The organism is Streptomyces sp. NPDC088246 (genome assembly GCF_044741025.1).
Classification (GTDB): domain Bacteria; phylum Actinomycetota; class Actinomycetes; order Streptomycetales; family Streptomycetaceae; genus Streptomyces.
Genome location: NZ_JBIURV010000043.1, coordinates 25,922 through 49,872, shown reverse-complemented (window position 1 = coordinate 49,872; position 23,951 = coordinate 25,922). Strand labels below are relative to the sequence as shown.

General features: G+C 73.0%; 12 protein-coding genes and 2 pseudogenes. 10 read left to right on the top strand and 4 right to left on the bottom strand.

The window, feature by feature from the left end; translation table 11 throughout:
• The first annotated feature begins 341 nt into the window (after positions 1 to 341).
• From ACIPEK_RS36845 to ACIPEK_RS36820, 6 genes are all read left to right on the top strand, one after another.
• Positions 342 to 1,202, top strand: coding sequence for a DUF4132 domain-containing protein (locus ACIPEK_RS36845; protein ID WP_402005493.1), 861 nt, complete (start codon positions 342 to 344; stop codon positions 1,200 to 1,202).
• A complete protein-coding gene (locus ACIPEK_RS36840; RefSeq protein ID WP_402005490.1) occupies positions 1,199 to 6,385 on the top strand; it encodes a hypothetical protein in 5,187 nt (1,728 codons plus the stop codon). The genes ACIPEK_RS36845 and ACIPEK_RS36840 overlap by 4 nt, the downstream gene beginning before the upstream one ends.
• Positions 6,382 to 7,605, top strand: coding sequence for an AAA family ATPase (locus tag ACIPEK_RS36835; protein ID WP_402005487.1), 1,224 nt, complete (start codon positions 6,382 to 6,384; stop codon positions 7,603 to 7,605). Before ACIPEK_RS36840 ends, ACIPEK_RS36835 begins: the two co-directional genes overlap by 4 nt.
• Positions 7,606 to 7,608: 3 nt before the next feature.
• A complete protein-coding gene (locus ACIPEK_RS36830; protein WP_402005484.1) occupies positions 7,609 to 11,397 on the top strand; it encodes a DUF5682 family protein in 3,789 nt (1,262 codons plus the stop codon).
• Positions 11,394 to 13,316, top strand: a complete 1,923-nt coding sequence (locus ACIPEK_RS36825; protein ID WP_402005481.1) for a hypothetical protein — start codon at positions 11,394 to 11,396, stop codon at positions 13,314 to 13,316. The genes ACIPEK_RS36830 and ACIPEK_RS36825 overlap by 4 nt, the downstream gene beginning before the upstream one ends.
• A 273-nt stretch (positions 13,317 to 13,589) precedes the next feature.
• The gene (locus ACIPEK_RS36820; protein WP_402005478.1) at positions 13,590 to 13,757 is read left to right on the top strand and encodes a hypothetical protein; all 168 of its coding nucleotides are present in this window, start codon (positions 13,590 to 13,592) and stop codon (positions 13,755 to 13,757) included.
• Positions 13,758 to 14,078: 321 nt separating this feature from the next.
• On the opposite strand, the pseudogene ACIPEK_RS36815 reads toward ACIPEK_RS36820, so the two are convergent.
• A pseudogene (locus ACIPEK_RS36815) lies at positions 14,079 to 14,198 on the bottom strand (IS630 family transposase); the annotation flags it as partial.
• 628 nt (positions 14,199 to 14,826) lie between these two features.
• Between ACIPEK_RS36815 and ACIPEK_RS36810 the strand changes: the two are divergent.
• From ACIPEK_RS36810 to ACIPEK_RS36800, 3 genes are all read left to right on the top strand, one after another.
• Complete coding sequence (locus ACIPEK_RS36810; protein WP_402005476.1) at positions 14,827 to 15,279, top strand: hypothetical protein; 453 nt, start codon at positions 14,827 to 14,829, stop codon at positions 15,277 to 15,279.
• Positions 15,276 to 19,253, top strand: a complete 3,978-nt coding sequence (locus ACIPEK_RS36805; protein WP_402005473.1) for a hypothetical protein — start codon at positions 15,276 to 15,278, stop codon at positions 19,251 to 19,253. Before ACIPEK_RS36810 ends, ACIPEK_RS36805 begins: the two co-directional genes overlap by 4 nt.
• A gap of 283 nt (positions 19,254 to 19,536) precedes the next feature.
• Positions 19,537 to 20,256: an IS6 family transposase gene (locus ACIPEK_RS36800; RefSeq protein WP_402005470.1), complete on the top strand. Its 720-nt coding sequence runs from the start codon at positions 19,537 to 19,539 to the stop codon at positions 20,254 to 20,256.
• Between the two features lie 111 nt (positions 20,257 to 20,367).
• On the opposite strand, the gene ACIPEK_RS36795 is transcribed toward ACIPEK_RS36800, so the two are convergent.
• Entirely contained in the window at positions 20,368 to 20,481 is a 114-nt protein-coding gene (locus ACIPEK_RS36795; RefSeq protein ID WP_402005502.1) for a hypothetical protein, read from the bottom strand.
• A 642-nt stretch (positions 20,482 to 21,123) separates the two neighbouring features.
• Positions 21,124 to 21,839 (bottom strand): annotated as a pseudogene (locus ACIPEK_RS36790) (transposase); the annotation flags it as partial.
• A 160-nt stretch (positions 21,840 to 21,999) separates the two neighbouring features.
• On the opposite strand from ACIPEK_RS36790, the gene ACIPEK_RS36785 reads away from it, so the two are divergent.
• A complete protein-coding gene (locus ACIPEK_RS36785; RefSeq protein WP_402005467.1) occupies positions 22,000 to 22,677 on the top strand; it encodes an alpha/beta hydrolase in 678 nt (225 codons plus the stop codon).
• Positions 22,678 to 22,855: 178 nt separating this feature from the next.
• On the opposite strand, the gene ACIPEK_RS36780 is transcribed toward ACIPEK_RS36785, so the two are convergent.
• Positions 22,856 to 23,905, bottom strand: coding sequence for an aldo/keto reductase (locus ACIPEK_RS36780; protein WP_402005464.1), 1,050 nt, complete (start codon positions 23,903 to 23,905; stop codon positions 22,856 to 22,858).
• Positions 23,906 to 23,951 lie beyond the last annotated feature (46 nt).

Sequence of the window (23,951 nt, the reverse complement as noted above, 5' to 3'; positions counted from 1 at the left end):
ACCCCAACAGAGTGACGGCCACACGCCGCCCGGCACAGCACCCGAACGGCGCGTCACATCACAACAGGGCAAACGTTCCCTGCTACGGCACTAGCCACGCCTGGCGTTCCGTCGGTTGCGCCGGCGGGCCCCGTGGCGTCGCGGGCCCCGGCGGGACGGTGGGCACGGCCGGGCGGTCCCTTCCGGGGGGCGGGCACGTACGGCGAAGCGGAGGGGTCCGAACCCGTTGTCACTGGGGACGCCTAGAGTCTCTTCCACTCGTCACGGTGGGTTGCCGTTGACGGGTTTCATCAGCGTGCCGCCGGTTCGGCGGCCGTCCGGAACAACGGGGAGAACAGCGCATGGGGTGGGTTCCGGCGGGCGACTACGAAGTCGCCCTGGAGGCGGGCAAGGTGGTCTGCCGCAACGGGAAGGGCCGGCGGCTGAAGTCCGTCCCGGCCAGATTGAAGGACGACCCGGCGGTCGTCGGGCTTCGGCAGTTGACCGAGTGGCTGGAGCGGCACGCACACCAGTGCCTGGCCGACGTCGAGCAGTGGATGGTGCGTTCGTTGCCCGTCCCCACGGCCGTGCTCGCCCGGGTCTGGCCCGACCCGGCGTGGCAGGCGGCCCTGCGGGACGTGGTGGTCACCGGCGCGGACGGTGGGGTAGCCGGGTTCCTGCGCGATGTCGACCCCGACCGCGGTCTCGGCCTCGTCGACCTCGACGGCGACACGGTCCGCATCACCCCGGACGTCGTCAGCGTGCCCCACCCCGTCCTCCTCGACGACCTCGACGAGCTGCGGGAGTTCGCAGTCGAACTGGGGGTGCGCCAGAACGTGGAGCAGTTGTTCCGCGAGGTGTGGCGCCGCCCGCCGGGCCTCGCCCCGGACACCACCTCCGTGGACACCTACGCGGGCGGCGTGTTCAAGGAACTGCGCTTCCTGCACGGCCGCGTCACCCAACTCGGGTACCGGTCGCGCGGCGGATACGCGGTCTGCCCGGTCGTCGAGGACGGCGCCACCGCCGAGGCGCGCATCTGGATCGGCGAGCACGACGGATACGACGAGTACGGCACCGAGACGGGCCCCCTGGGCTGGACCGACCCTGCGGGGCGGGCGCTGACGGCCGCCGAGGTCGGCCCCGTCGCGTGGTCCGAGGGCATGCGCATGGCGGCGGCGCTCTACGCCGGCCGCGACGTGGAGGACGAGGAGCGGGCGGCATGAGCACCACGACGACGAGCACCAACGCGAACACGACGGCAGCGGGCGAGGCGTCCCTCCCCGCCCAGGCCCGGAGCGAGAGCATCTCCACCCTTGCCGTCGAGGCCCGCGCGGCGGCCCTGCTGGACGCGGGCGCGATCCTCCCGGTCGGCACCACCGACCGGGACGACGCCGACGCGCTGACCGCCCGCACCTACACGCACACCGCCCTCGGCGACCGCCCCGTGGTCCGGCTCGTGCCCGGCACCCTCGGCGAAGCCGAGGACCTGGCCCTGGAGTTCCTCGGGCTGGCCCGGACCGCCGAGGCCCCCGTCGTGGGCCAGGTGCGCCGCGAGACGCTGGGCTTCCCGGCCTGGGCGCTGGTCAACGACCCGGCCAACGGGCACCACGCCCTGGCCCTGGTCAAAGACATCGAGCGGCTGGGTCGGCAGGCCAGGACCCGCGCCGGAGCGGCCAAGGAGGGCTTCGACGCACTCGGCACCCGGCTCGGCCGGGCCGTGCCCCACTTCCTCCCCACCTACTACGAGCAGGTGGCACGCCTCTTCCTCCAGGCCGAGAACACCACCTACGCCGCCTCCTTCTTCGGCAAGGCCCGCGAGGCCGAGCGGGTGCACGGGCTGGTCGTGGACGAGGACCGGCAGCGGGCCGTCTTCCTGGAGTTCGCCTTCGCCGGCGCGCTGACCGTCAAGGCGCTGCGGCAGTACGTGCGGGACCTGGTGGCCCGGCTCGCACCGGCGGACGCCTGGGCGCAGTTCCGCCGTCTGCTGGTCGAGCGCTGCGCAGCCGGCATGCCGCCGTACGCGGCGCTGCCACAGGACGTGCGCGCGCTGGTCAAGGCCGCCGGGCTGGACCGCGAGGCCGCAGAACGCGACCTGGTGGCCGATCTGATCGGCTCCCCGGGCGTCGTCCGCGCCCCCGCCTCGTTCTGGGAGACCTACCGCTCCGCGCTCATCGCCCTCGCTCGACGGGACGCGGCTGTGCGGGCCCGGCTCCTCGGCTTCTTCCCGGAGACCTTCAGCGAGAGCGGCCGGGACACGGACGGCGAATCCGGCTGGCTCGCGTTGCTGGCCGAGTCCGGCGCCGAGGACCTGCTGACCGCCCTCCCGGGCACCTCCGGCAACGCTCCCTCCGACTCCTCCGACCCGTCCGTCTCCCCGGCGGACTGGCTCGCCCGCTGGGAGGCACACCGCCGGCGCAACCGGGTCACCTCGGGCCGCAGCCCGCAGACCCTCGACCTGGCCGCCCGGATGGCGGACCGGCTGCGGGCCGACGGGCGCCCCGTCGAGCTGTTCCAGGGCCGCTGGCAGCGCACCGCCGACCTGGACCTCCTCGACCTCTGCCTGGCCTCCGGCGTCCCCGTCGCCGAGCCGGACGACCAGGGCACGGGCACCGCTCAGGGCCCCGGCGTCCCGCTCGGCTCCTGGCTCACCGACACCGCGCCCGGCGCGCGGGGCCTCACCGTCGTCGCCGAACGGCCGGTCTTCCGCGCCCTTCTGCGCCGGAACGTCGGCAGCCTCGGCGACGGACACGGTCAGCGGCTGAGCGACGCCGGCATGGCGAAGCTGGCGGCGCACCCGGTGCTCTCCGGAATCCTGCGGGAGTGGCTGACCGCCTGCGCCGAGGAGTACACGGCCGCGCGAGGGCTCCCCGGGCTGCACACCGCTCTCAACAGGCTCTCGGCGTTCCGCGCCGTGGTCGCAGACGTCGCCCCGGAGGCCGTGCGACTCCTCAAGGGCCACGATGTCGTGCCGCTGCTCGCTTCCACCCTGCGTACCGGTGTCCTCGACGAACTGGGCTGGCCCGCGCTCGACGAGACCTACGCCGAACTGGCCGCTGAGGCCGCCGCCGCGCATCAGCGGCGCCACCGGTCGGAGAGCGTCGGTGTCACCGGCGCCTGGCCCGCGCTGATCCTGAACACTCTCGAACGGGCTGTCGTCATCGGCCCCGAAGGCGTTCTGCTGCGGCACACCCTGCGGCTGCCCGCCACCGTCGACCACTGGTGGACGCTCGCCTTCCGTTACGTCGACGGCGAGTTGATGGTCATCTGGTGGGAGGACGGCAAGCAGCGCGGCTACTGGTCGCACCGCCCCGCCGAGGTGTTCACCGTCGGCGGCGAGCAGATCCCCCGCTGGGGCGGCTCCGGCCCCTCGGACGAGGTCTGCATCCCCCTGTCCAGCGGCGGCCGTGCCACCGGCGGCAAGGCCCTGCACGCGGGCGACACCTCCCTCCCGCCTCAGCGCGCCGTCATCTCCGACGGCACCGGTCTCTGGCGGGAAGGCCACCAGGGCACGCAGCGGGTATGGCTGGAGTACGACCCGGCCGGCGGCACGCACGGCCGCGCATCCCTCCCCGCCTTCCTCCGCTCCGGGGTGCAGGACGGCACCCGGCTGCTCACTGAGCACTGCCAGGTGCTGCCCCTCCAGCCCGGCCTGGAGACCACCCCGTTCGGAACGGACGGCACGGTCCTCGGCCGCTGGGTCCGCCGCACGGTCACCGAGCCCGGCACGGCCGCCCCCGCCGACGGGCAGCGGATCGTCGCCGGCACCCCCGACGGCCACACGGTCACCCTGCCGTACCCGCTGCCCGGCGGCGGCTCCCCGGTGCCGCTCGGCGCCCTCACCCTGCCCGGCGGGTCACGGCCGGTCGCGGCACTGCGCCACCGCTCCGTCGAAGCGCACCCGGCGGACACGGACGGCACTGGTGGCAGCCTGTGGTCCGTCACCCCCGACTCCTCCGGTGGGAACGACGCGGCGGGCACCCCCTACGTGCCTCCCGTCACCTACTGGCACGCCCTGCGCCCGAGGGACGAGCGGGGCTCCACCGCCCTGCGGAACCTGACGGACTCCCGGGCGGGGGAGCTGTTCAAGGAGGTCGCCGCCGCGGTCGCCCGGCACCTGGAGGCGTTCCGGGCGGTCAAGGAGTACACCGGGCCCTCGTCACGGGAGCTGAGCCAGGAGGCCGTCGCCAGGGTGCTGCCCGAGGTGTCCGACGCACGGCTCCTCGCGGGCGTCACCGCCTTCGTCCGGAACGCGGTGGACCGGGCTGCCGCAGCCGCCCGGTACCTGGAACCGCCCAAGCCCGTGCAGCCGGCCACGCCCCGGAACACCGCACGCACCCAGGGCATGTTCTTCGATCACGAGCCCGAGCTCGGCGACGACACGACTCTGCAGATCGCCTCTGCCTGGAACTCCGAGCGGATGCGCGGCGGCTGGTGGGGAGCCGGGAGACGGTGGACCGCGATCCGGCAGATCCTCGCCGTCAACCATGTCCTCGGCGGCGAGCCGGCGTTCGGCCCACCTATACCGTCCAAGGTTCCGTTCACCCCCGTGGACGGCTGGCAGCGGGACGAGTACACCGTGCCCGGCGACTCCCTGGCCTGGACCCCCCTCCTCGACAACCTGCCCGAACTTGCCTACCGGGCCGCCTCGGCGACCACCTCCCCCGAGCACCGCACCGGTCTCCTCGTGCTGCTGGAAACCCTCGCCGCAGGCCCGCTGGCCGACCCCGCGGGCACGGTCCGGCAGGTGGAGCTCGTCGAGCCGATCCTCGGAGGGACGACCGGGCCGGGACGCCCCGAGGCCGTGCACCGCCTCGGCCAGGTGCTGCGCAGGGGCGCCCGCACCGTCGTGGTCATCGCCAACCGCGGCCGGAACTCCCGGAACGACGCGGCATGCTGGCTTGCCCTGGACCACGACCCGACCGGCGCCTTCGGCCCCGTCCCCGGCTTCACCCTGGACCACGAGCACGTTCACCGGCAGGGCATCGCCCGCGACCGGCTCACCCGGCTTATCGCCCTGGTACGGGAGCAGGGCCCGGCACCCTGGCGTCCGGAGGTCGCCGAGGCGTTCCACACGGCCACCGGCATTGGTCCCCTCCAAGCCGCCGCCCTGCTGTCGGCAGCCGTCGAGGAGCCCGGCGCCGATGCGCTCGCGCTGCTCGGGGTGAAGACACGTGCCTTCGAGGCGGCCCAGGCCAGGCTGGACGCCCTGCCCCGCGACGACCGGCACGCCCTGCTCCGGGCGCTGCTGCCCGCGGACCCGGCCGAGCTGTGGTCCACGGGCCCCGACGTCCGGGCCGCCGCCGAGGTCTGGCAGAAGCGCCTGGCCTCCCTCGTCCGCGTCCCCGAGGAACTGGACCTGGACCTGTCGGGCACCACCTCGGGCGCCGTCGACCTGATCCTCAACACGGGCTCCCGGACCTGGCTCGCCCACGGCACCGATGTCCAGGACGGCACCGGCCGCCCGGGCCTGCGCCGGGTGGGCGCACGCGGTGCGGTCTCCTCGGCGCTGACCGCCCTGCGCACCCTCGCCTACACGCTGCCGTACGGGCACCCCCTGCGGGCGCACCTGCCCGTCGGGCTCGCGGCCCTGCGTAGCCGCCTCGCCGACCCGGACCTGGTGCTGGACCTCGGTCTCGACTGGACCGAGTCGGGGGGCTCGATCGGCCCCGCCGTCCGCGCCGCCCACGGGCTCCCCGAGTCCGGCGGCGCCGGCGCCGACGGTCTCGTCCGAGCCGGCACGGCGCTGCTCCTCGCCCCCGGCCACGGCGACAACGAGAAGCTGCTGATTCGCCCGGCCGGCCTGGCAGGCCCCGACGACCCGGCGTTCGGACTCGTCGAGGGCACCGTCGGCCGTCACGGCACCGGCGATCTGCTCGCCCTGCGCACACTGCTGGGCGAGGAGCCCGACGCACTGGCCTCGGCGGGCGCCCCCGACGGCTCCCCGCACCACCCGGCCCAGGACCCGACGCGTGCGGTGCCGGACCTGGTGGCCGAGGCCGTCGACACCCTCGGCCTGAGCGCGGACGCCGCCGCCCTCTACCTCATGCTGCTCGCCCTCCCCGATCCGACGGACCGCAACTGCGTCCGCTGGACCGAGTGGAAGCCGGCACGGGTCAAGAAGGCCCGGGCGGAACTCGCCGCCGGCGACCTCGTCGTGGAGGCGAAGCGCTCCCGCGCCGGCCGCGCCCTGTTCCTCCCCTGCGGCTGGCTCGAACGCGGCGCCCCCGGACTGCCGCTGGAGACCTGGAAGGAACGCCTGTACCCCGTGGCAGGGTCCACCCGGACCCTGCCCCACCTCCCCGTGCCCGCGCTGTTCGCAGCCGCCTGGGCACGGGTCCGCGGAGGCGACGCCCCCGCCTTCGAAGAACTGGACACCCGCACAACCCGGAAGGGCCGCCGCCGATGACGAACGACATCACGACCACCGTGGACAGCACCACCACGGGCGGCGTCCCGGACCGGGCGACGGCGCCCGGCCGGGAGCTCCGCCAGGTCACGCTGCCCGAGGACCGGTACGCCACCGAGCTGGCCTTCCTCGCCGCCCACGACTCCGGGCCCCGCCCACCCGGCTGGCTGCTCACCCCGCGCGCCGTCGTCACCTTCGTGATGGGCAGTGCGGGCGAGGCACTGAGCCTGCCGAAGGGCGCCCGGCCCGGAGACGGGGCGCCGCGCCGCCTGGTGATCGAGCAGAAGTTCGTTGGCGAGCGCGCCCTGGTCGAACGGTGCGTCGTCACCCTTGCCGGAGAGCGCGGACTCCTCCTCGTGGGGGAACCCGGCACCGCCAAGTCCATGCTCTCCGAGCTGCTGTCGGCGGCCGTCTGCGGGACCAGCGCGCTCACCGTGCAGGGCACCGCGGGCACCACCGAGGACCAGCTCAAGTACGGCTGGAACTACGCGCTGCTGCTCGCCCAGGGCCCCACCGAGCAGGCCCTGGTGCCCTCCCCGGTACTCGCCGCCATGACCCGGGGGGCCGTCGCCCGCGTCGAGGAGGTCACCCGCTGCCTGCCGGAGGTCCAGGACGCTCTCGTGTCACTGCTCTCCGAGCGGCGGATCGCGGTGCCCGAACTCGCGGGCGGCGAGGGCGCCCAGGTGCACGCGGCCCCCGGGTTCACCCTCATCGCCACCGCCAACCTGCGGGACAAGGGCGTCTCGGAGATGTCCGCCGCGCTGAAGCGGCGCTTCAACTTCGAGACCGTGGGCCCCATCGGGGACGTGGACACAGAGACCGCGCTCGTCCGGCGCCAGTCGCGGGCGGCCGTCGAACGCGTGGGCGCCGCCTACCAGGTGGACGACGCGGTCCTCGAAGCCCTTGTCACCGCCTTTCGGGACCTGCGCGAGGGCCGCTCTGTGGAGGGCTGGGAGGTCGAGCGCCCGTCCACGGTGATGAGCACGGCCGAGGCGGTCTCCGTCGCGGGCTCCCTGGGCCTGGCCGCCGCCTACTTCCCCGGCGACCGGGACGTGCTCTCCCTCCTGCCCGGCCATCTGCTCGGCGTCGTCCGAAAGGACGACCCCGCCGACGCGGCACGGCTGCTGGGGTACTGGGACGGGCCGGTGCGCAGGCGCGCGGAGCAGGGGTCGGCCACCTGGAGTGCCCTGTGGGACCTGCGCGCGGTGCTGGAGAACTGACGGATGAGCGAGTCGACCACCCCCGAGACGCGGTCAACCGCCGAGGTCTCGCCCACCGCCGTTGCGCCGGCCGCCTCCCCGGCGCAGGGCCCGGCGGCAGGGCCGGCCACCCCGGAAGCCGCGGTGGCGGCCCTCGCGGCGACCGGACCCGGGTCGCCGTTCCTGATCGGAGTGCGCCACCACGCGCCCTCGCTGGCGGCAGCCCTCCCGGCACTGCTGGACGCGGCGGCCCCCGACGTCCTCCTAGTCGAACTGCCCGCCGAGTTCCAGCCCTGGCTGGGCTGGCTCGCCCACGAGGAGACCGAGGCCCCGGTGGCGCTGGCCGCCGTGCCCGCCAACGGGCCCGGTCCCGGTTTGGCAGGCGAACGGGGTCCGGCCTTCTACCCGTTCGCGGACTTCTCGCCCGAACTGGTCGCTCTGCGCTGGGCGGCAAGAAACGGGGTCCCTGCGGTGGCCTGCGACCTGCCGCTGGCCGACCGGGCGTGGGCGGGGGGCGGTCCGGACACCCCCGCCCCCGCCCCCGTCCCGGGCGCCGACTCCGCGACCGTGCCGGGGGAGGGGCACGGGCTGTCCGCCGCGCTCCGGTCCCGGCTCACCGGCCGGGACGGCGACGACCTGTGGGACAGACTGGTGGAGGCCCTCGCGCCCGGATCAACACCCGAGGCGCTCCGCCGTGCCGCCCTGCTCACCGGCTGGGCGCTGCGCCACGAGGCCGAGGCACGGGGCGGGGCGCACCGCACGGACCTGGTGCGCGAGGCATGTATGCGCGGACATGTCGCCGAGGCCCTGGCGAGCGGGCGGCGGCCCGCCGTGGTGGTGGGAGCCTTCCACACCCCGGCGCTGCTGCCGTCCGCGGCCGGGGCCACCGGGGGCCCCGCGCCGGACGCGTCCGCAGCCGTGCCCGAGTCGGGCGCGGACGGCCACGTGAACGGCGCCCTCGGGACGGCGGCGTGCACGGTCTCCCTGGTCCCGTACACGTACCCGTTGCTCGACTCACGGTCCGGCTACCCGGCCGGCATCCGGGACCCGGAGTGGCAGCACACCGTTCTGGACGCCGCCGGGGACCCGGCCGCGCTGCACGAGGCGCTGATCCGCACCGCGGTCCGGGTCTGCGCCGCCCTGCGCGAACAGGGCCACCCCTACGGCCCGGCGGACGGCCGGGAGGTCGTCCGGGTGGCCGGTGACCTGGCCCGTCTGCGCGACCTGCCCGCCCCCGGCCGCGGTGAACTCCTGGAAGCCGTGCAGACGGTGCTGGGGCGCGGCGAGACCTACGGCACGGGCCGCGCCGTCGCCCGGGCCCTCGAACGCGTACTCGTCGGAGCCCGCACCGGACGGCCCGCGCCCGCCGCACCGCGCAGCGGACTGGGCCCCGCCGTCGAGGCCGAGACCGCGGCGCTCTCCCTCCCCGGCCCCGAGGACGCGCACGAGAAGACACCGCGCGACCTCCGGCTCGACCCGGCGCGCTCCACCCTGGACCGGCGCCGCGAACTGCTGCTGCGCAGGCTGACGGTGTGCGGCATCCCCTACGCGCAGGAGCAGGGGGTGACCGGCGCGGCGGGCACGGAAGGACTCACGACGCGCTGGCAGGTGCGGTGGACCCCGGCGACGGCCGCGATGCTCACTGCGGCCGGGGCCCGCGGCGTCACCCCGGCCCAGGCGGCCATGGGCGTGCTGCGGCAGCGGCACGAGGCCGAGCGCGCGGAGGACGGCCCGACGGCCGCCCAGGTCGTCCGCGGCCTCACGGAGGCCGCCGAGTGCGGGCTCCCCGCCCTTGCCGACGAACGGCTGACTGAACTGGCGGCCGTACTCCCGGCGAGCGGCACCCTTCCCGAACTCCTCGCCGGGCTCGACCTGCTGGATCGCATCGACGCCGGCCACCTGCCGGGCCCGGCCGCGCCCGACGGCCCCTCGGCCCCGGACGCCACCGCCTCCGCCCGTGTCACCCGCACCGCGCACGCGGCCGAACTCCTGACCTCGGCCGCGGTCCGCCAGGTCGACGGCCTGACCGGCTCCGAGGAGCCCGAGGACGCCCGGGCGCTGCTCGAACTGGCCCAGCGGGCCGACCGGTTGGGCGGCATCCGGCTCACCGCTGCCCTCGCCCGGCTGGCCGCCGACGGCACCCCGTTGATCGCCGCAGCCGCCGGAGCAGTCAGGGTGCTCACTGGCCACGAAGAGGCCGAGACCTTCGGGGGGCGCGTCGCCTCCTGGGTGGACGGGGCCGTGGACAGCACCTCCCGGGCCGCGCTCACCGCCCGCCTCACCGGCGTCCTGACAGTGGCGGGCCCACTCCTGACCGTCGGCGTGGGCGCCCTGGACCCGTTGCTGCACCGGGTCGTCGAGCTGGACGACACCGCGTTCCTGGCCCGGCTGCCGGCCCTGCGCGGTGGCTTCGACACCCTGAGCCCGGCCGCCCGGGACCGGCTGCTGGACACCGTCGAGGAGCGGCTGGGCGAACGGGTGGGCACCCTCGACGCGGACGATCCGGCCGAGCTGGCCCGCCGAACGGCCGCCGACCTCGCGGCCCGCGAGCTCCTGACCGGCCTCGGCCTGCCCGTCCCGCCACCCGCGCACGACGACCGGTTCCCACCGCTGTCCGGCCACCCCGTCGCAACGCGCCCCACCGTCACACCCCACACCGCAGCCTCCACCGAGGCCACCCCCGCGCGGACCCTCGCGCCCGCCGACCGGTGGCGGCTCGTGCTCGGCCGGCGATCCGACCAACTGCCGTCCGGCGCCGCCCGTCTGGCGACCGCTCTGGACGAGCTCTACGGCGCGGGACACGGCGAGGGATCCCGCAGCGGCCTGCCCGGCCCCGGCCACGGTGGCGGCTCCGGCCCGCGCGGCGGCCGGGAACCGTCGTTCCCCGGTGTCCGCGAGTGGTCCGAGGAACTGGCCGCGCTGTTCGGCCCCGGCATCCGCGAGGAGGTCCTCGCCGCCGCAGCCGTGACAGGCCGGCAGGACGTCCTCGCCGAACTCGACCCGGCGGCCGCCACCCCCTCCGTGGAACTGCTCCGGACGATCCTGCGGTACGCCGGCGGCCTCCCCGAAGCCCGCCTGGCGGCGCTCCGGCCCCTGGTCCGCCACCTGGTCGACGAACTGACCCGGCAGCTCGCCACCCGGCTGCGACCCGCCCTCACCGGCACGATGCTGGCCCGGCCCACCCGCCGCCCCGGCGGCCGGCTGGACCTGCCGCGCACGCTGCGCGCCAACCTGGCCACCGCCCGCAGGACGGCCGACGGAACGGTCCAGGTGATCCCCGAGAAGCCGGTGTTCCGCAGTCGCGCCCGGCGGTCGGCCGACTGGCGCCTGATCCTGGTCACCGACGTCTCCGGATCCATGGAGGCGTCCACGATCTGGTCCGCGCTGACCGCCTCCGTGCTCGCCGGGGTGCCGACCCTGAGCACCCATTTCCTGGCCTTCTCCACGGAGGTCGTCGACCTCACCGGCCATGTGCACGATCCCCTCTCCCTCCTGCTGGAGGTGAGCGTGGGCGGAGGCACGCACATCGCCGCCGGGCTGCGGCACGCCCGCAGCCTGATCGCGGTGCCCACCCGCACCCTCGTCGTCGTCATCAGCGACTTCGAGGAGGGCGCGCCGCTCGGCGGACTGCTCGCCGAGGTGCGGGCCCTGGTGACCACCGGCTGCCACGTCCTCGGGTGCGCGAGTCTCGACGACGCCGGCCGGCCCCGCTACTCGACGGGCGTCGCCGGGCAGCTCGTGGCCGCCGGCATGCCCGTGGCGGCCCTCAGCCCACTCGAACTGGCCCGCTGGATAGGGGAGAAGACCGCATGAACGCCGCCCAGTTGCCACCCGTCGCGCCGGAGGTCACGGCCACGCTCGTGGAGGACCTCTCGCCCCGGCTGCGCAAGCGGCTGGACGCGGCAGTCACCAAGCTCGGCGCCCGCCCGACGCACCGCGACGGGGACACGGTGACGATCGCGGTCGACGACGAGACCGAGTTGCGCCTGCACGCCCCGGGCGGCGTGGTGGCGACGGCGGACGCCATCACCTGCGGTTGCCTCCTCGCCCCGGCATGCGCCCACCGCGCGGCCGCCGCCTGCGCCGCCCCCACGGCGGACCCGGCGCCGGAGCTCACCGACCGGCCCGCCCGGGCGGTCCCCGAACCCGCCTCCGCAACGGACCCCGCCCCCACCCCCGACTCCGCCTCCTCGCCCGAGGTGGCGAGCCCAGCCCAGCGTGCCGCGGCCGACGTCCTGTGGTCGGCTGGAGCCGCCGTGCTGGAGGCCGGCGTCGACGGGGCCGGAGCCGTCACCCAAGCGGCCCTCCTCCGCGCCGCGCACACCGCCCGGCTCCAGCACCTGCCGCGCGCCGCAGGCGCCGCTCTGTCCGTCGTCACGCTGCTGCGCGCGGCCCGCTCAGGGGACCCGTCCTACCGCACCGCCGACCTCGTCACGGCCCTGGCCGAACTCCTGGGCACCGCACACCGAGTGGGGACGGCGTCCGGAGCGGAGCTGGCCGCGGTCAGAGGCCGCGCGCGCCGCCCGTACAACCCGGACGGCTCGCTGCGCCTGTACGGCCTGTTCACCGAACCCGTGGTCACCGACTCAGGGCACGGCGGCGTCCGCACCTGGGTCGCCGGATCCGACGGCCGCCTCTGCACGGTCGGCGACGTGGCACCCGGCGGCGTCGGTCGCGCCCTGGGCGTGGCCGACCGAACCGTGCGCCTGGGGGACAGCGCGCTCACCCACCGGGAGCTGGGCCGGGCCGGCCTGGCGGTCTCGGGGGCGACGGTCTCGCCGGACGGCAGACTGGGCGCCGGTAAGGGCGTCAAGGCCGTTACCGCCCGGGGCGCGGCTTGGACGGAGCTGCCGCTCGCCGCCCTGTGGGAGACGCCGCCGTCCGAACAGGCCGCCCGCGCCCTGCGGTCCACCTCCCGCTACGCGGACCCGGACGACGGCGGCAGCGACCTGCTCTTCCTGGACGTCGAACTCCTCGGCGCCGTAAGGGAGTCGGGCGGCACCTGCCTGCTCGCGCTGTGCGAGGGAGGCATTCCCGTCCGGCTCACCGTCGCCGACGACGACCCCGCGCTGGCCCACCGCGACAACCTGATGCTGCTGGCCACGGCTCCGGGGACACGGCTGAGGATCATCGGCCGCCTGGTGCCCGCCCACCACCCCCGGCTCACCCTCCTCGCCTGCTCGCACCCCACCGGCGAAGGCACGATCGACCTCGGCCTCGACCGCCTGCGCCGCGCCGACCTCCCGGACCCGGCTGCCCCCGTGCACCCCGCCCCGCCACAGCCCGGAGGGTCCGGCGCGCACTCGCCCCTGTACCTCCTGGAGCGCCGGGTCGAACAGACGGTCCCGGCGGGCCGCGCCGCCCTCGGCATGCTCGGCGACGTCACCGCCGAGACCCGCCGCATCCGCCGCGCGGGCCTCCCCACGGCCGCCGGACTCCTCACCGCCCTGTGCACCTCGGCGGCCCAACGCGATCGCGACCTCTTCGGCCGCCTCCTCCCTGCCGACACCGACGGCTTCGCCACCTACTGGCTCACCGCCGCCCGTTACACGGCCGCCGTGGCTGAGTCCCTGTGCGCGGCAGCCTGGGAACCGACGCAGGAGGGCCCGGCCGCGGCGCCATCCGTCCCGGACCAGGGGCCAGGACGAACCGTGGCGCAAACCGCTCAGTACCAGCGGGTGCAGGTCCAGTTCCCGCCCTGTCCGTCGTACTCCTCGACGCAGGACCGATAGGCCAAACTCACCAAAGGGTCGGCAGTCAAGGCCCGCACCCAGGCCATCAACCAGCTCAAGGCCGTCCTCGTCACCGCTGGCCCGGACCTGCGCGAAGAACTTGCTGGGCTGAACAACCCGGACCTCTTCCGCACCTGCGCACGGTTCGCCGACGACAGCAACTACGACGAAGGCGACGAAGAGACGGCACTGCAGGCCACCCGCATCACCCTGTGCCTGCTGGCCCACCGGATCGAGCAGCTCACCGCGCAGATCCAGGACCTGGAACGCCGCTTGACCCGACTTGCGGAACGCCACGCACCGCAGCTACTCGCTGTGGTGGGCATCGGCCCGGACACGGCCGTGACTCTGCTCGAGCGAACCCCGGGCGCGAGGCAGTACCGTCGCCTCAACCGCGGCGGCGATCGGCAGGCCAACGCTGCCCTGCACCGGATCGTGTAGACCCGGCTGCGCTGCGACCCGCGCACCCAGGAGTTACTACGAACGCCGCATCAAGCAGGGCAAGACCCGGCGCGAAATCGTCCGGTGCCTCAAGCGTTACGCTGCCCGCGAGGTGTTCCACCTGGTCAGGGCCATGCGATCGTGACCCCGTCATAGGGGCTGTTGTGAGCGGTGAGTTCGGCGTCAGGGGTGAAGACGAAGACGGCGGACTGCTGCCGACGGTATTGGGGCACGTCAGATTCCCAGGTCGATGGTGGAGTACAGGTGGCCGGCCAGCCCCCAACAGGCTTGGCGAATGGCGTGATTACTGACTTCGGCTCGTCAGGGTGTCGTTGGGGTGTCGAGAGTCAGGCCGGTGCCGGCTATGAAGCCGTCGAGGGTGTCGGGCCGGTACTGAAGTCGTTTGAGCCGGTTGCGGACGAGGGCCTCGAGGCGGTCGAGGCCATGCGTCCCCCGAGATGTCCGTCTGCTCTGGTCGGTCAGGAAGGGTATTTCGGGGCGCGTGGGCGCACGCAAGTGCGCGTGGCGCGGTCGCGGTGCAGATGGGCCGCGCCGCCGGTTCCGTGAGTAGAGAGGACCCGCCTGGTCCATCCTCGCGGAGCCCCGCCGTGCGGCTGCTGGACTGGCGGAGATGGGGCGACCGATTATGACGGCACGGGCACCCCGTCATAGGGCGAACGAATACCTTCGTGGCCATAGGCTGCCAGCCAGCTACAGCTGGCACCTTCTCTGTCTCGACGGCGCTCAACTCGACCGCACTCCCTGACGAACCATATCCCCGCGTTGCAGCGGTGGCCCGACGTTCAACTGTTTCAGCGATCGCGCAGTACTGGGGAGGGCAGGACGCCGACCGCAGCTGCTCGTACGTGCAGGTGGTGAAGCGCAGCTCAATGAGTCCTGACAGTACGACGGGTCCGCCGGAGTCCCCAACTATGGTGTGCCGCAACGCGATTGGTGGCAGCATAGACATGAAAGGACGGATGCGGCGGAACGTCGGAACGGCGGGGGAATGCTGGCGGAATCACTAGTGGCGCTGGCCACCGCGGGATCGACAGCTCTCGTCGGGGCCATGGCCACGGATGCCTGGCAGGCCACCCGGACTGGTGTACTGGGGCTCTTCGGGCGTTCCAGCACAAGCTCGCGGGACGGCACTGCGGCGCAGCCTGTTGGCGGCACGGCACCGGAGGAGGGCGGGACGGAGGCCGCCCCCGCCGCGGACGGCCGGATCGCACTGGTCGCGGCGCAGCTGGACGGCGACGCCGCCCTCGTGGCGCGGGCCGACGACACGGCGGCGGCCCGGCGCAGCCTGCTGCCGGCCTGGCAGCTGAGGGTGCAGGAGCTGCTGCGCGAGCACCCGGAACTCGCGGGCGAGCTGAGCGACCTCACCGAGCGGATGCGGCGTTCGTTGCCCGAGGAGGAGCAGCAGTGGGTGATGCACGTCGTCGCCCACGATCACGCACAGGTGTTCGCCTCTCAGGGTGGCAACGTGATTGTCCATCAGGAGCGGAGTGAGCGCGCTTGAGTTCCCAGTACGTCACCGCCACTGGCGGGTTCGCGTACGGGGTGATCGGCGCCGATATCCACGTCTTCGGGGACGGCACGCCGCTGTACGTGCTGGAGCTGTGGCGGCCGCCGCCCGCGCTCGACGACGAGTGGCTGCGCGAGCAGCCGAGCCGGATGCTCAACGCCCGGTTCGCCGTGGTCGGGTTCACCGGCCGCGAGCAGGAACTGCGGGAGCTGCGCGAGTGGTGCACCCAGGAGCGAGGCCGGGCCGCTCGGTGGCTGCACGGGCCCGGCGGGCAGGGCAAGACGCGGATGGCGCACGAGCTCGCGGCCCAGATGGCTGAGCTCGGGTGGACGGTGGCCGCGGCGGCCGAGGGCCCGGGCGGTGTCCTGCCGCCGCCCGGCAGCCAGGACCTGCGCCCGGACGGCACCGCTGGGCTGCTTCTCCTGGTCGACTACGCCGACCGGTGGCCGCTGTCCTCGCTGACCTGGCTGTTCAGCAACGCGTTGCTGCACCGCACCGATCTCCCAGTGCGGATCCTGCTGATCGCCCGCAGTACGGACATCTGGCCGGCGCTACGGGCCTCGCTGGTGAACGAGCAGGTCTCGTTCTCTCAGCAGCTGTTGCCACCGCTCGTCGCGAACGGCCCCGACAGTCCCAGCAGGGCCACCGCCGCGGAGCCCGAAGGACGTCACACCATGTACCGGGCCGCCCTGAACGGCTTCGCCGCTCGGTACGGGGTCCCACCGCCGCGCAACGGCCCGGCCGACCTGGGCCACCCCGAGTTCGGTCTGGTGCTGGCCGTCCACATGGCCGCCCTGGTCGCAGTCGACGCGCACGCCACTGGCCGTACCCTGCCCGCGCCCGTTCCCCCGGCCACCTTCGACCCGGCCGCCGTACCCGCCCTGCCGGGCACCGCCAGACTGGCCCTCTACCTGCTGGACCGGGAACAGCTCAACTGGGCACGTCTGTACCGGGAGAGGCGCCACGGCCGGATCGCCACTCCGCCCGCCACGATGAACCGGGCCGTCTTCACCGCCGCCCTCAGCGGCCCCCGGTCCCTCGATTCCGGGACCGCACTCCTCAACGCACTGTCTCTGGGGCGCCCCACCGCCGAGGTCCTCGCCGACCACGCGATCTGCTACCCGCCACCCGATCCCGTGCGGGCCACCGTCCTCGAACCGCTCTACCCCGACCGGCTCGCCGAGGACTTCGTCGCCCTGACCCTGCCCGGCCACCGCGCCGCGTACCCGGCGCAGCACTGGGCCCCGGAGAACGCCGCGGTGACCACCCGCCACGACGACCTGCCCACCCGGGCCGTCACCATGCTCGCCGCGGCGGCCGAACGCTGGCCACACGTCGGTCCACGCTGCTTGTTCCCGCTGCTGGACGAGAATCCGGATCTGGCCGTGGCCGCCGGCGCGCCTGCCCTGCTCGCCCTAGCCAACCTCCTCTCCATCCCGGACGAGTTGCTGGGCAAGGTGCTCAACCGGTTGCCCCGCCCGACCCCGGCCGACCTGGAGGTGGCCGCCGCCGTCCTGCGGGTCCGCCTGCTGGAACTGCTGCTCGACGTGGCCGACGGCCCGGGAGCGATGGCGGGTGTCCTGGTCAACCACGGCAACGACCTCAGCCTGCTCGGCCGCCAGGAGGAAGCGGTCCGCGTCGTGCTGCGGGCGGTCAGTGCCTTCGAACGCCTGGCCGTCGAGCAGCCGGAGATCTACGAGGCCGACGTCGGGAAGTCCCTGACCAACTACGTCAACCTGCTCGTGAAGACCGGGCGGGGGACCGAGGCCGTGGCCGCCCAGGAACGGGTGGTGGGGATCTTCCGTCGCCTCCACGGGCTGGACCGGCCGCGGTACGACCTCGACCTTGCGACCGCTCTGGCCAACCTTGCCACGCACCTGGAACGCGCCGGGCGGTGGACCGAGGCGTACCGGGCCAACCAGGAGGCGATCGAGCATTACCGCCGACGGGAGGCCGACGACCCGCGCTTCCGGGCCGGCCTCGCCATCGCCCTGACCAACGCTGCGGCCCTGACCCTGCGGAGCGCGGCCGACACCGACACTGTCGTCGAGCGGCCTCCGTCCGGCGCCGGGGCGGGAGGCCCGGCCTCCACGCCCGGTGACGGCACCGAGACGTCCTTTGAAGCCGTCCGGATCTGGCGCGAACTGGCCGACGCCGACCCCGTACGCCACCGGCACAACCTCGCCCTCGCCCTGCTCAACCTCCGCAGCGAACTCGTCGACGCCGCACGCCACGAGGAGGCTGTCGCCGCCATCACGGAGTGCGTTGGCCTCTACCGCCGCTTAGCCGGCGACAACTCTCTGACGTACCGGCAGCATCTCGCCATCGCGCTCGGCCTGCTCTGCAGGAGCCTCACGGCCGTCGGCACCCACGACGAGGCCCTGGCTGCCGGCGCGGAGTCCGTCGCACTCTGGAGGCAGCTCGCCGCAGCGAACCCCGACGAGCACGAGAGGGACCTGGTCGGCGCCCTGCACAACCAGAACGACGCCCTGCGGGCTGCCGGACTACCCCAGGACCCCGAGGCCAGTGCGCGCTCACCACGGGTTCACCTCAAGGACCGCGTGCTGCAGCCCGGCACCACGGTCGAAGTGTCGGGCTGGGACCGCGCCACCGAGCTGTCGGCCACCCGCGACAACCTCCTCCGCGTAGCCGACCAACTCGCCCGCCGACAGGACTGGCCGACGTACTGGGAGGCCGTCTGCCGTTGCTCGCTGACCGACGCCGCCCGGCTTGCCCACCGCATCCCCGTGCGCCGCTGGCACCCTGCCGACGCGGTCGACCGTGCGCTGCTGGAGGCCCTCCGCTCACTCCCCGCCCGCCGCACCGCCACTCTGATTGCCGATGCCTCCGCGGGCGCGAGCACCCGGCTCCCGGCCGAGCTGGACCTCTTCGACGAGGACTTCATCTCCTTCGCCCACGGCAGCGACGCCCTGGCGGTCGCCACGACCGCCGACGGCTACCAGGAGACGATCGAGACCCTCGACCTGCGCACCGGCACCCGGAGCACCTTGCACACCGGCCCGCCCGATCACAGTTCGATCACCTGCGTCGACGCCTCGACCGTCATCGCCTTCAGGTCACCCGGCCATGGCAGGACGTACGAACTCGTCCGCCACACCGGTCAGGGCACCACTATCCTTGCGCGAGCGGCCACGATGGCCGGCGCCAGGGGGGCCACGATGCTCTTCGGCTACGTAGCCGGCCTGCATCTTTTTCCCGTCGCCCTGGTCGACGAGGGCCTCGGCTCCGCCTCGCCGGATGCCCTTCGGCAGGTCGACCTCAGTGCCTGGGGACTCTCCAACGGCACCCTGATCGCCGTGGACCCCGAGGGGACCAGGCTGGTGCTCTGCGACGGCTACGTCCTGGTCGCCGCCGACGTGCTCCTCGGCGGCGCCCTGGCCGTCGGAGGACCGGTACAGCCTGACGCGATCATCGACCTGACATTCGTCGGCCGCAACCAACTGCTCACCTCCGGCCAGGAAGGCGGGCTGACCCTCTGGCAGCTCGGCGGATCGCACATGCGGCCCCATGTCGAACGGGCCACGCCGCGCATGGAGCACCTGTTCTCCGTACCGGAGTGGGACGTCGTCGGTGGCAAGGCCCCCGGCGAAGGACGTGTCCACTTCCTCGACCCCGATACCCTCGCCCCGCGGCCAGCCCCACCCGCCCTCACGGGCACCGAGCACCTCAACCTCATCACCACCTCCCCCGACGGCCGGTACGTCGCCTACGCGGGACAACTGGCCGTCGGCGAGCCCGTCCAACGCCGCGATTTCGACTGGCACAGCCGCGTGTACGACCTCGACCACGCCGGCGCGGTCCTCCAGCGCCCCCTGACCGACCTGCGCCTCGCCGCGACCGGGCACCTTCACAGCGCGGAAATCGAGGCCCGCCGCACCGGCAACACCCACCTGCATCACCTGTTCACCCTCGCCCTCGCCCTCGCGGAGCGCTCCTCGGGCGACTGACCCCGCAGTACGGCCGGGCTGACTCTGCGACCGTGGACGGACCCGCGCCCCGCGGCGTCCCCTCCCGTCCGATCCGCAGCTCCTCACTGGTCACGAGGGCAGGCGCGCCACAGCTCCCAGGACGGGGGGAAACCCAAGGAGAAGGGATCCGGGGTGCCCGGCGCCGTGCCGGTTCCTCCGCCCGAGCCAGCGAACCGGTCCCGACGAGCCCTCCCCGGGGCACTGTCACGTTGGCTGACGGGTGGGATGATCTTCGGGTTGATCACGGTGGAGGGGGTTGTCCGTGGGCAGTACGCCGCCGTCGTACAAGGGGCACCGGTACCCGGTCGAGGTGATCTCCCACTGCGTGTGGCTGTACTTCCGCTTCCCGTTGTCATTCCGGGAGGTGGAGGAGCTGATGCTGCAGCGCGGCATCATCGTCTCCTACGAGACGGTCCGCCGCTGGTGCCTGAAGTTCGGACAGGCTTATGCCGACGGACTGCGCCGCCGTCGGCCACGGCCCGGGGACAAGTGGCACCTGGACGAGGTCTTCATCAAGGTCAACGGCGAGCTGAAGTATCTGTGGCGGGCCGTCGACCAGAATGGCAACGTCCGCGACATCCTCGTCCAGAATCGGCGGGACAAGACCGCGGCAAGACGCTTCTTCCGCCGCCTGATAAAGAAGACCCGTACGATGCCGAGGGTGGTCGTCACCGACAAGCTCCGCTCCTACAGCGCGGCGCACCGCGAGGTCATGTCCTCGGTGGAACACCGTTCCCACAAGGGCCTGAACAACCGGGCGGAGAACTCCCACCAGCCCACGCGGCAGCGTGAACGCGCGATGAAGGGATTCCGTTCCGTAGGCGGGGCCCAGCGGTTCCTGTCCGCGTTCAGCGGCGTCTCGCCCCACTTCCGCCCTCACCGCCACCTGATGGCAGCCTCCGACCACGGAGCCGAGATGACCGTCCGCTTCGCGATCTGGGACCAGATCACCCAAGCTGCCAGCCGGCCCACCACAGCCTGACCACAGGCCCGGACCGTAAGCCCACCATGCCCCAACGCGCCGTCAGGCACCGACATACTCAACAACTTGACAGCGCCCGTGGTCGGGCAGCTGGCCGCTTGCGCAGGGCCTTCACCTCTGCGGTGTGATGCCCAAGGACCTGATGAGCTGGGCCAGTTCTTCGCGGAAAAGCTCTTCCGGGCTGAGGGCCTGGGTCTGCAGGTGGCCGTAGATCTCAAGTGACACCAGGCCGTGCAGGTGGCTCGATGACGCCCTGAACGTCCTGCGCACCTCCAACCGGCTGTGGACCTACTTCAGCCCCGCGGAGGACATCGCGCCAGGTGAGCGTACGGGCCGGTTCCGGACCGGCGGCGACCAGCCAGTCCTCGACGCGGACGGGCGAAGCCGGATCTCCATGGAGGACGCCGCCGTCGCCCTCGTAGACGAGGCGGAACTGCCGCGTTTCGTCCAACGCCGCTTCACCATCGGCTACTGACCGACGTCGGCGGACCAACGCGGCAACTGTCGGATGCTCCTGGAAGCGCGCCGCCGCGCCGGTAGAACCGGATGCCCACGAAGGCGCGTTGCGGGATCCCCATGGGGAAATCCATGAATTTCCCCATGGGGAATATCGTGACCGTTCACAAGAGCCGCTCTCAGCCAGTTCGACGGCAATCCGGTCACTCGCCAGGTCACGTGCGGCCCGTACGATCGCCATGAGCCCCGGCCCGTTGCCGCTCCCGGACACGGTGATCGCCGTCAGCACTGCCAGAAGCGGGGCGTCCCGGCAGGCGAGGGACCCCGGCCCCAGTCGACGCCTCACCCCCGCTCGCGCGGAGAGTACCCGGCCGTGGAGGCGGGAGGCAGGAGCGCGAGGGTACCCCTTCTGACCTGCCGCAGCGGCTTGAACAGTTGCGATTTGGCCCGCTCGGCCTCGCCCTTGCGGGCCGGCCGCAGAAGCCGGATGTTTAGCTCGGCCAGCTGCTGCTCGAACTCCCGGCCGAAGTAGTTCTTGTCGCCGATCAGAGTCTGGCCCGGGCGCTCGGCGGTGAGCTGCGGCTCGACGACGAGCAAGTCCCGCAGCGTCTCGCGTTCGTCTGCCTCGGCCCCGGTCAGCGCGAACGCGACCGGCAGGCCGTGCAGGGTGCAGACCAGGTGCAGTCGCAGTCCCCAGAAGTAACGTGAGTGGCTGGCGCAGTACCGGTACTGCGCCCATCCGGCCAGGTCGGAGCGTTTGACGGTCTCGCGGGAGCGTCCGCACTCGACGGGCGTGGAGTCCACCACCCGCACGTCGTCGGTCCTGAGCGTGGTGTCACGGGCCGGCGTCCGGGTGACGTACCGGATGAATTCGGCGGCCTTGCGCAGCCGCTTGTTGTACCCGGGTTGTTTGGGCAGGAAGGGGTGCAGGCGTGCCGCAGCCACCGGGCCTCGGAGGTGAAGCCGAGCATCGCCTGCGTCATCGCCGGCGTTACCAGCCCTGCGTCGCCGAGTTGCGGCGCGATGCCCACGGCTGGCCGCCACGGTGCGAACTGCGGTGATTCCTTCAGTAAGTCGTCGGTCTTCACGTAGGGTGCGGTCGCGAGGGTGTCCAGATTGTTCGTCACGCATTGTTCGCGGATGCCCTCGCCTCATCACTGCGTGGACCAAGTCCTTCCGAGTGCCGGGGACAACTGCGGTCCACCGGTGGGGCGTTGGTCGCCGCGCCTTGGCGGGCCGAGCGACGGTGTTGAGGCACGGTGTCCGCTACCGAGGGGCTCGCTGACGATGGCTACGTATGTGTTGATTCCCGGCGCCGCGTCCAGCCCGTGGTACTGGCACCTGCTGGAGGCTGAGCTGTGTGGGTGGGGCCATGAGGTGGTGGCGGTGGACCTGCCGTGCGACGACGACTCGGCCGGGCTGGCCGAGTACGCCGACACCGTGGTCGACGCCATCGGTGATCGCGTCGACCTGATCCTGGTGGCCCATTCCTTCGGCGGGTTCACCGCCCCGCTGGTGTGCGACCGCGTGCCGGTGGACCTGCTGGTGATGCTCCAGGCGCAGATCCCGGCACCGGGCGAGACCCCGGGCCAGTGGTGGGCCAACACCGGCTACGAGCAGGCCAGGCGCGAACAAGACGAACGCGACGGCAGGGACCCCGGCGACGACACCGCCCTGTTCCACCACGACACCCCGCCAGAACTGGCCACCGAGGCCGCAAAGCGCACGCGCACGCAGTCGGCTACCCCGTTCATGAAGCCATGGCCGCTGACCGCGTGGCCGGATGTGCCCACGAAGTTCCTGCTGTCCCGGGACGACCGCTTCTTCCCCGCCGAGTACATGCGCCGGATCGTCCGGGAACGCCTGGGCATTACACCCGACGAACTGCCCGGCGACCACTGCCCCATGCTCGGCCACCCCACAGAGCTGGCCGACCACCTGGAGGAATACCGAACCGAGGCGTAACAGCCGCCCGGCTCCACGCCCGTCTTCCGCGTCAGCACCGGGCTACTGGCGACATCCACCTACTCGATCTCGACGTAGAGCCCTGCCGCCGGGATGTCCAGGTTGTTCGTCACACCGTGATCACGGGTGCCCTCACCCATCACCGCGCATCACCCCTTGGAACAGGTCATCCAGCCATCTATGCGGCGGCGCGGTCTGCCGACGATCGGCGGCGCCCCGGGGCGTCGTCGAGCACGGGCGGCCGCCAGGCACCGTCCGGGTGGTAGAGATTGACCCCAGGCGGCACGATCTCGTCGATCCTGTCGAGTGCGGTGTCGTCGAGCACGAGTGAGGCGCCCTTGAGAAGGTGCTCCAGTTGCTCCCGGGTGCGCGGCCCGATGATCACCGAGGTGACGGCCGGGTGGGCGACGGGGAAGGCGACCGCGAGCTCGGGCAGTGTGCATCCGATCGTGGCGGCGAGTTCGGTGAGCTGCTCGACGGCGGCAAGCTTGGCCGCGTTCTCGGGGATGGCGGGGTCGAAGCGGGCGGGGGTGAGCTTTGCCCGGCCGCTGGAAAGATCGACGGGTCGGCCCTGGCGGTACCTGCCGGTCAGGAAACCGGAGGCCAGCGGACTCCAGGTCAGCACGCCCATGCCGTAGCGCCGACAAACGGGCAGCACTGAGGATTCGATGCCACGGGCGAGGATCGAGTAAGGCGGCTGCTCAGTTCTGAAACGCGGCAACCCACGCCCTTCGGCGACGTAATGGGCCTCGACGATCTCCTCGGCCGGGAAGGTCGAGCACCCGAAGGCACGGATCTTGCCTTCGCGCACGAGATCGCCCAGTACCGCGAGCGTCTCCTCGATGTCGGTCGAGTGATCGGGGCGGTGGACCTGGTAGAGGTCGATCCAGTCGGTCTGTAGTCTCTTCAGGCTTTCCTCGACCGCCTGGACGATCCAGCGCCGCGAGTTGCCGCTCCGATTGCGCCCCTTCCCCATCTGGAAGTGGACCTTGGTGGCGAGCACGACGTCCTCGCGGCGACCCCGGAGCGCCTTTCCGACGATCTCCTCCGACTCGCCCGCGGAGTACATGTCCGCTGTGTCCACGAAGTTGACTCCCTGGTCGAGGGCCGTGTGGATGATGCGGACGCACTCATCGTGGTCGGTGTTCCCGACCGCGCCGAACATCATCGTCCCGAGGCAGTACGTACTTACCTCGATGCCGGTGCCGCCGAGGATGCGGTAACGCATGGTCGTGCTCCCTTGCTGGTCCGTCCACTGTGTGCCGCACTCTAGG

Excerpts from the sequence above, each read along its gene's own strand:
- ACIPEK_RS36780 (WP_402005464.1), bottom strand. The coding sequence starts at position 23,905 with ATGCGTTACCGCATCCTCGGCGGCACCGGCATCGAGGTAAGTACGTAC.
- ACIPEK_RS36830 (WP_402005484.1), top strand. The coding sequence starts at position 7,609 with ATGAGCGAGTCGACCACCCCCGAGACGCGGTCAACCGCCGAGGTCTCG.
- ACIPEK_RS36810 (WP_402005476.1), top strand. The coding sequence starts at position 14,827 with ATGGCCACGGATGCCTGGCAGGCCACCCGGACTGGTGTACTGGGGCTC.
- ACIPEK_RS36785 (WP_402005467.1), top strand. The coding sequence starts at position 22,000 with ATGGCTACGTATGTGTTGATTCCCGGCGCCGCGTCCAGCCCGTGGTAC.
- ACIPEK_RS36840 (WP_402005490.1), top strand. The coding sequence starts at position 1,199 with ATGAGCACCACGACGACGAGCACCAACGCGAACACGACGGCAGCGGGC.
- ACIPEK_RS36835 (WP_402005487.1), top strand. The coding sequence starts at position 6,382 with ATGACGAACGACATCACGACCACCGTGGACAGCACCACCACGGGCGGC.
- ACIPEK_RS36825 (WP_402005481.1), top strand. The coding sequence starts at position 11,394 with ATGAACGCCGCCCAGTTGCCACCCGTCGCGCCGGAGGTCACGGCCACG.
- ACIPEK_RS36845 (WP_402005493.1), top strand. The coding sequence starts at position 342 with ATGGGGTGGGTTCCGGCGGGCGACTACGAAGTCGCCCTGGAGGCGGGC.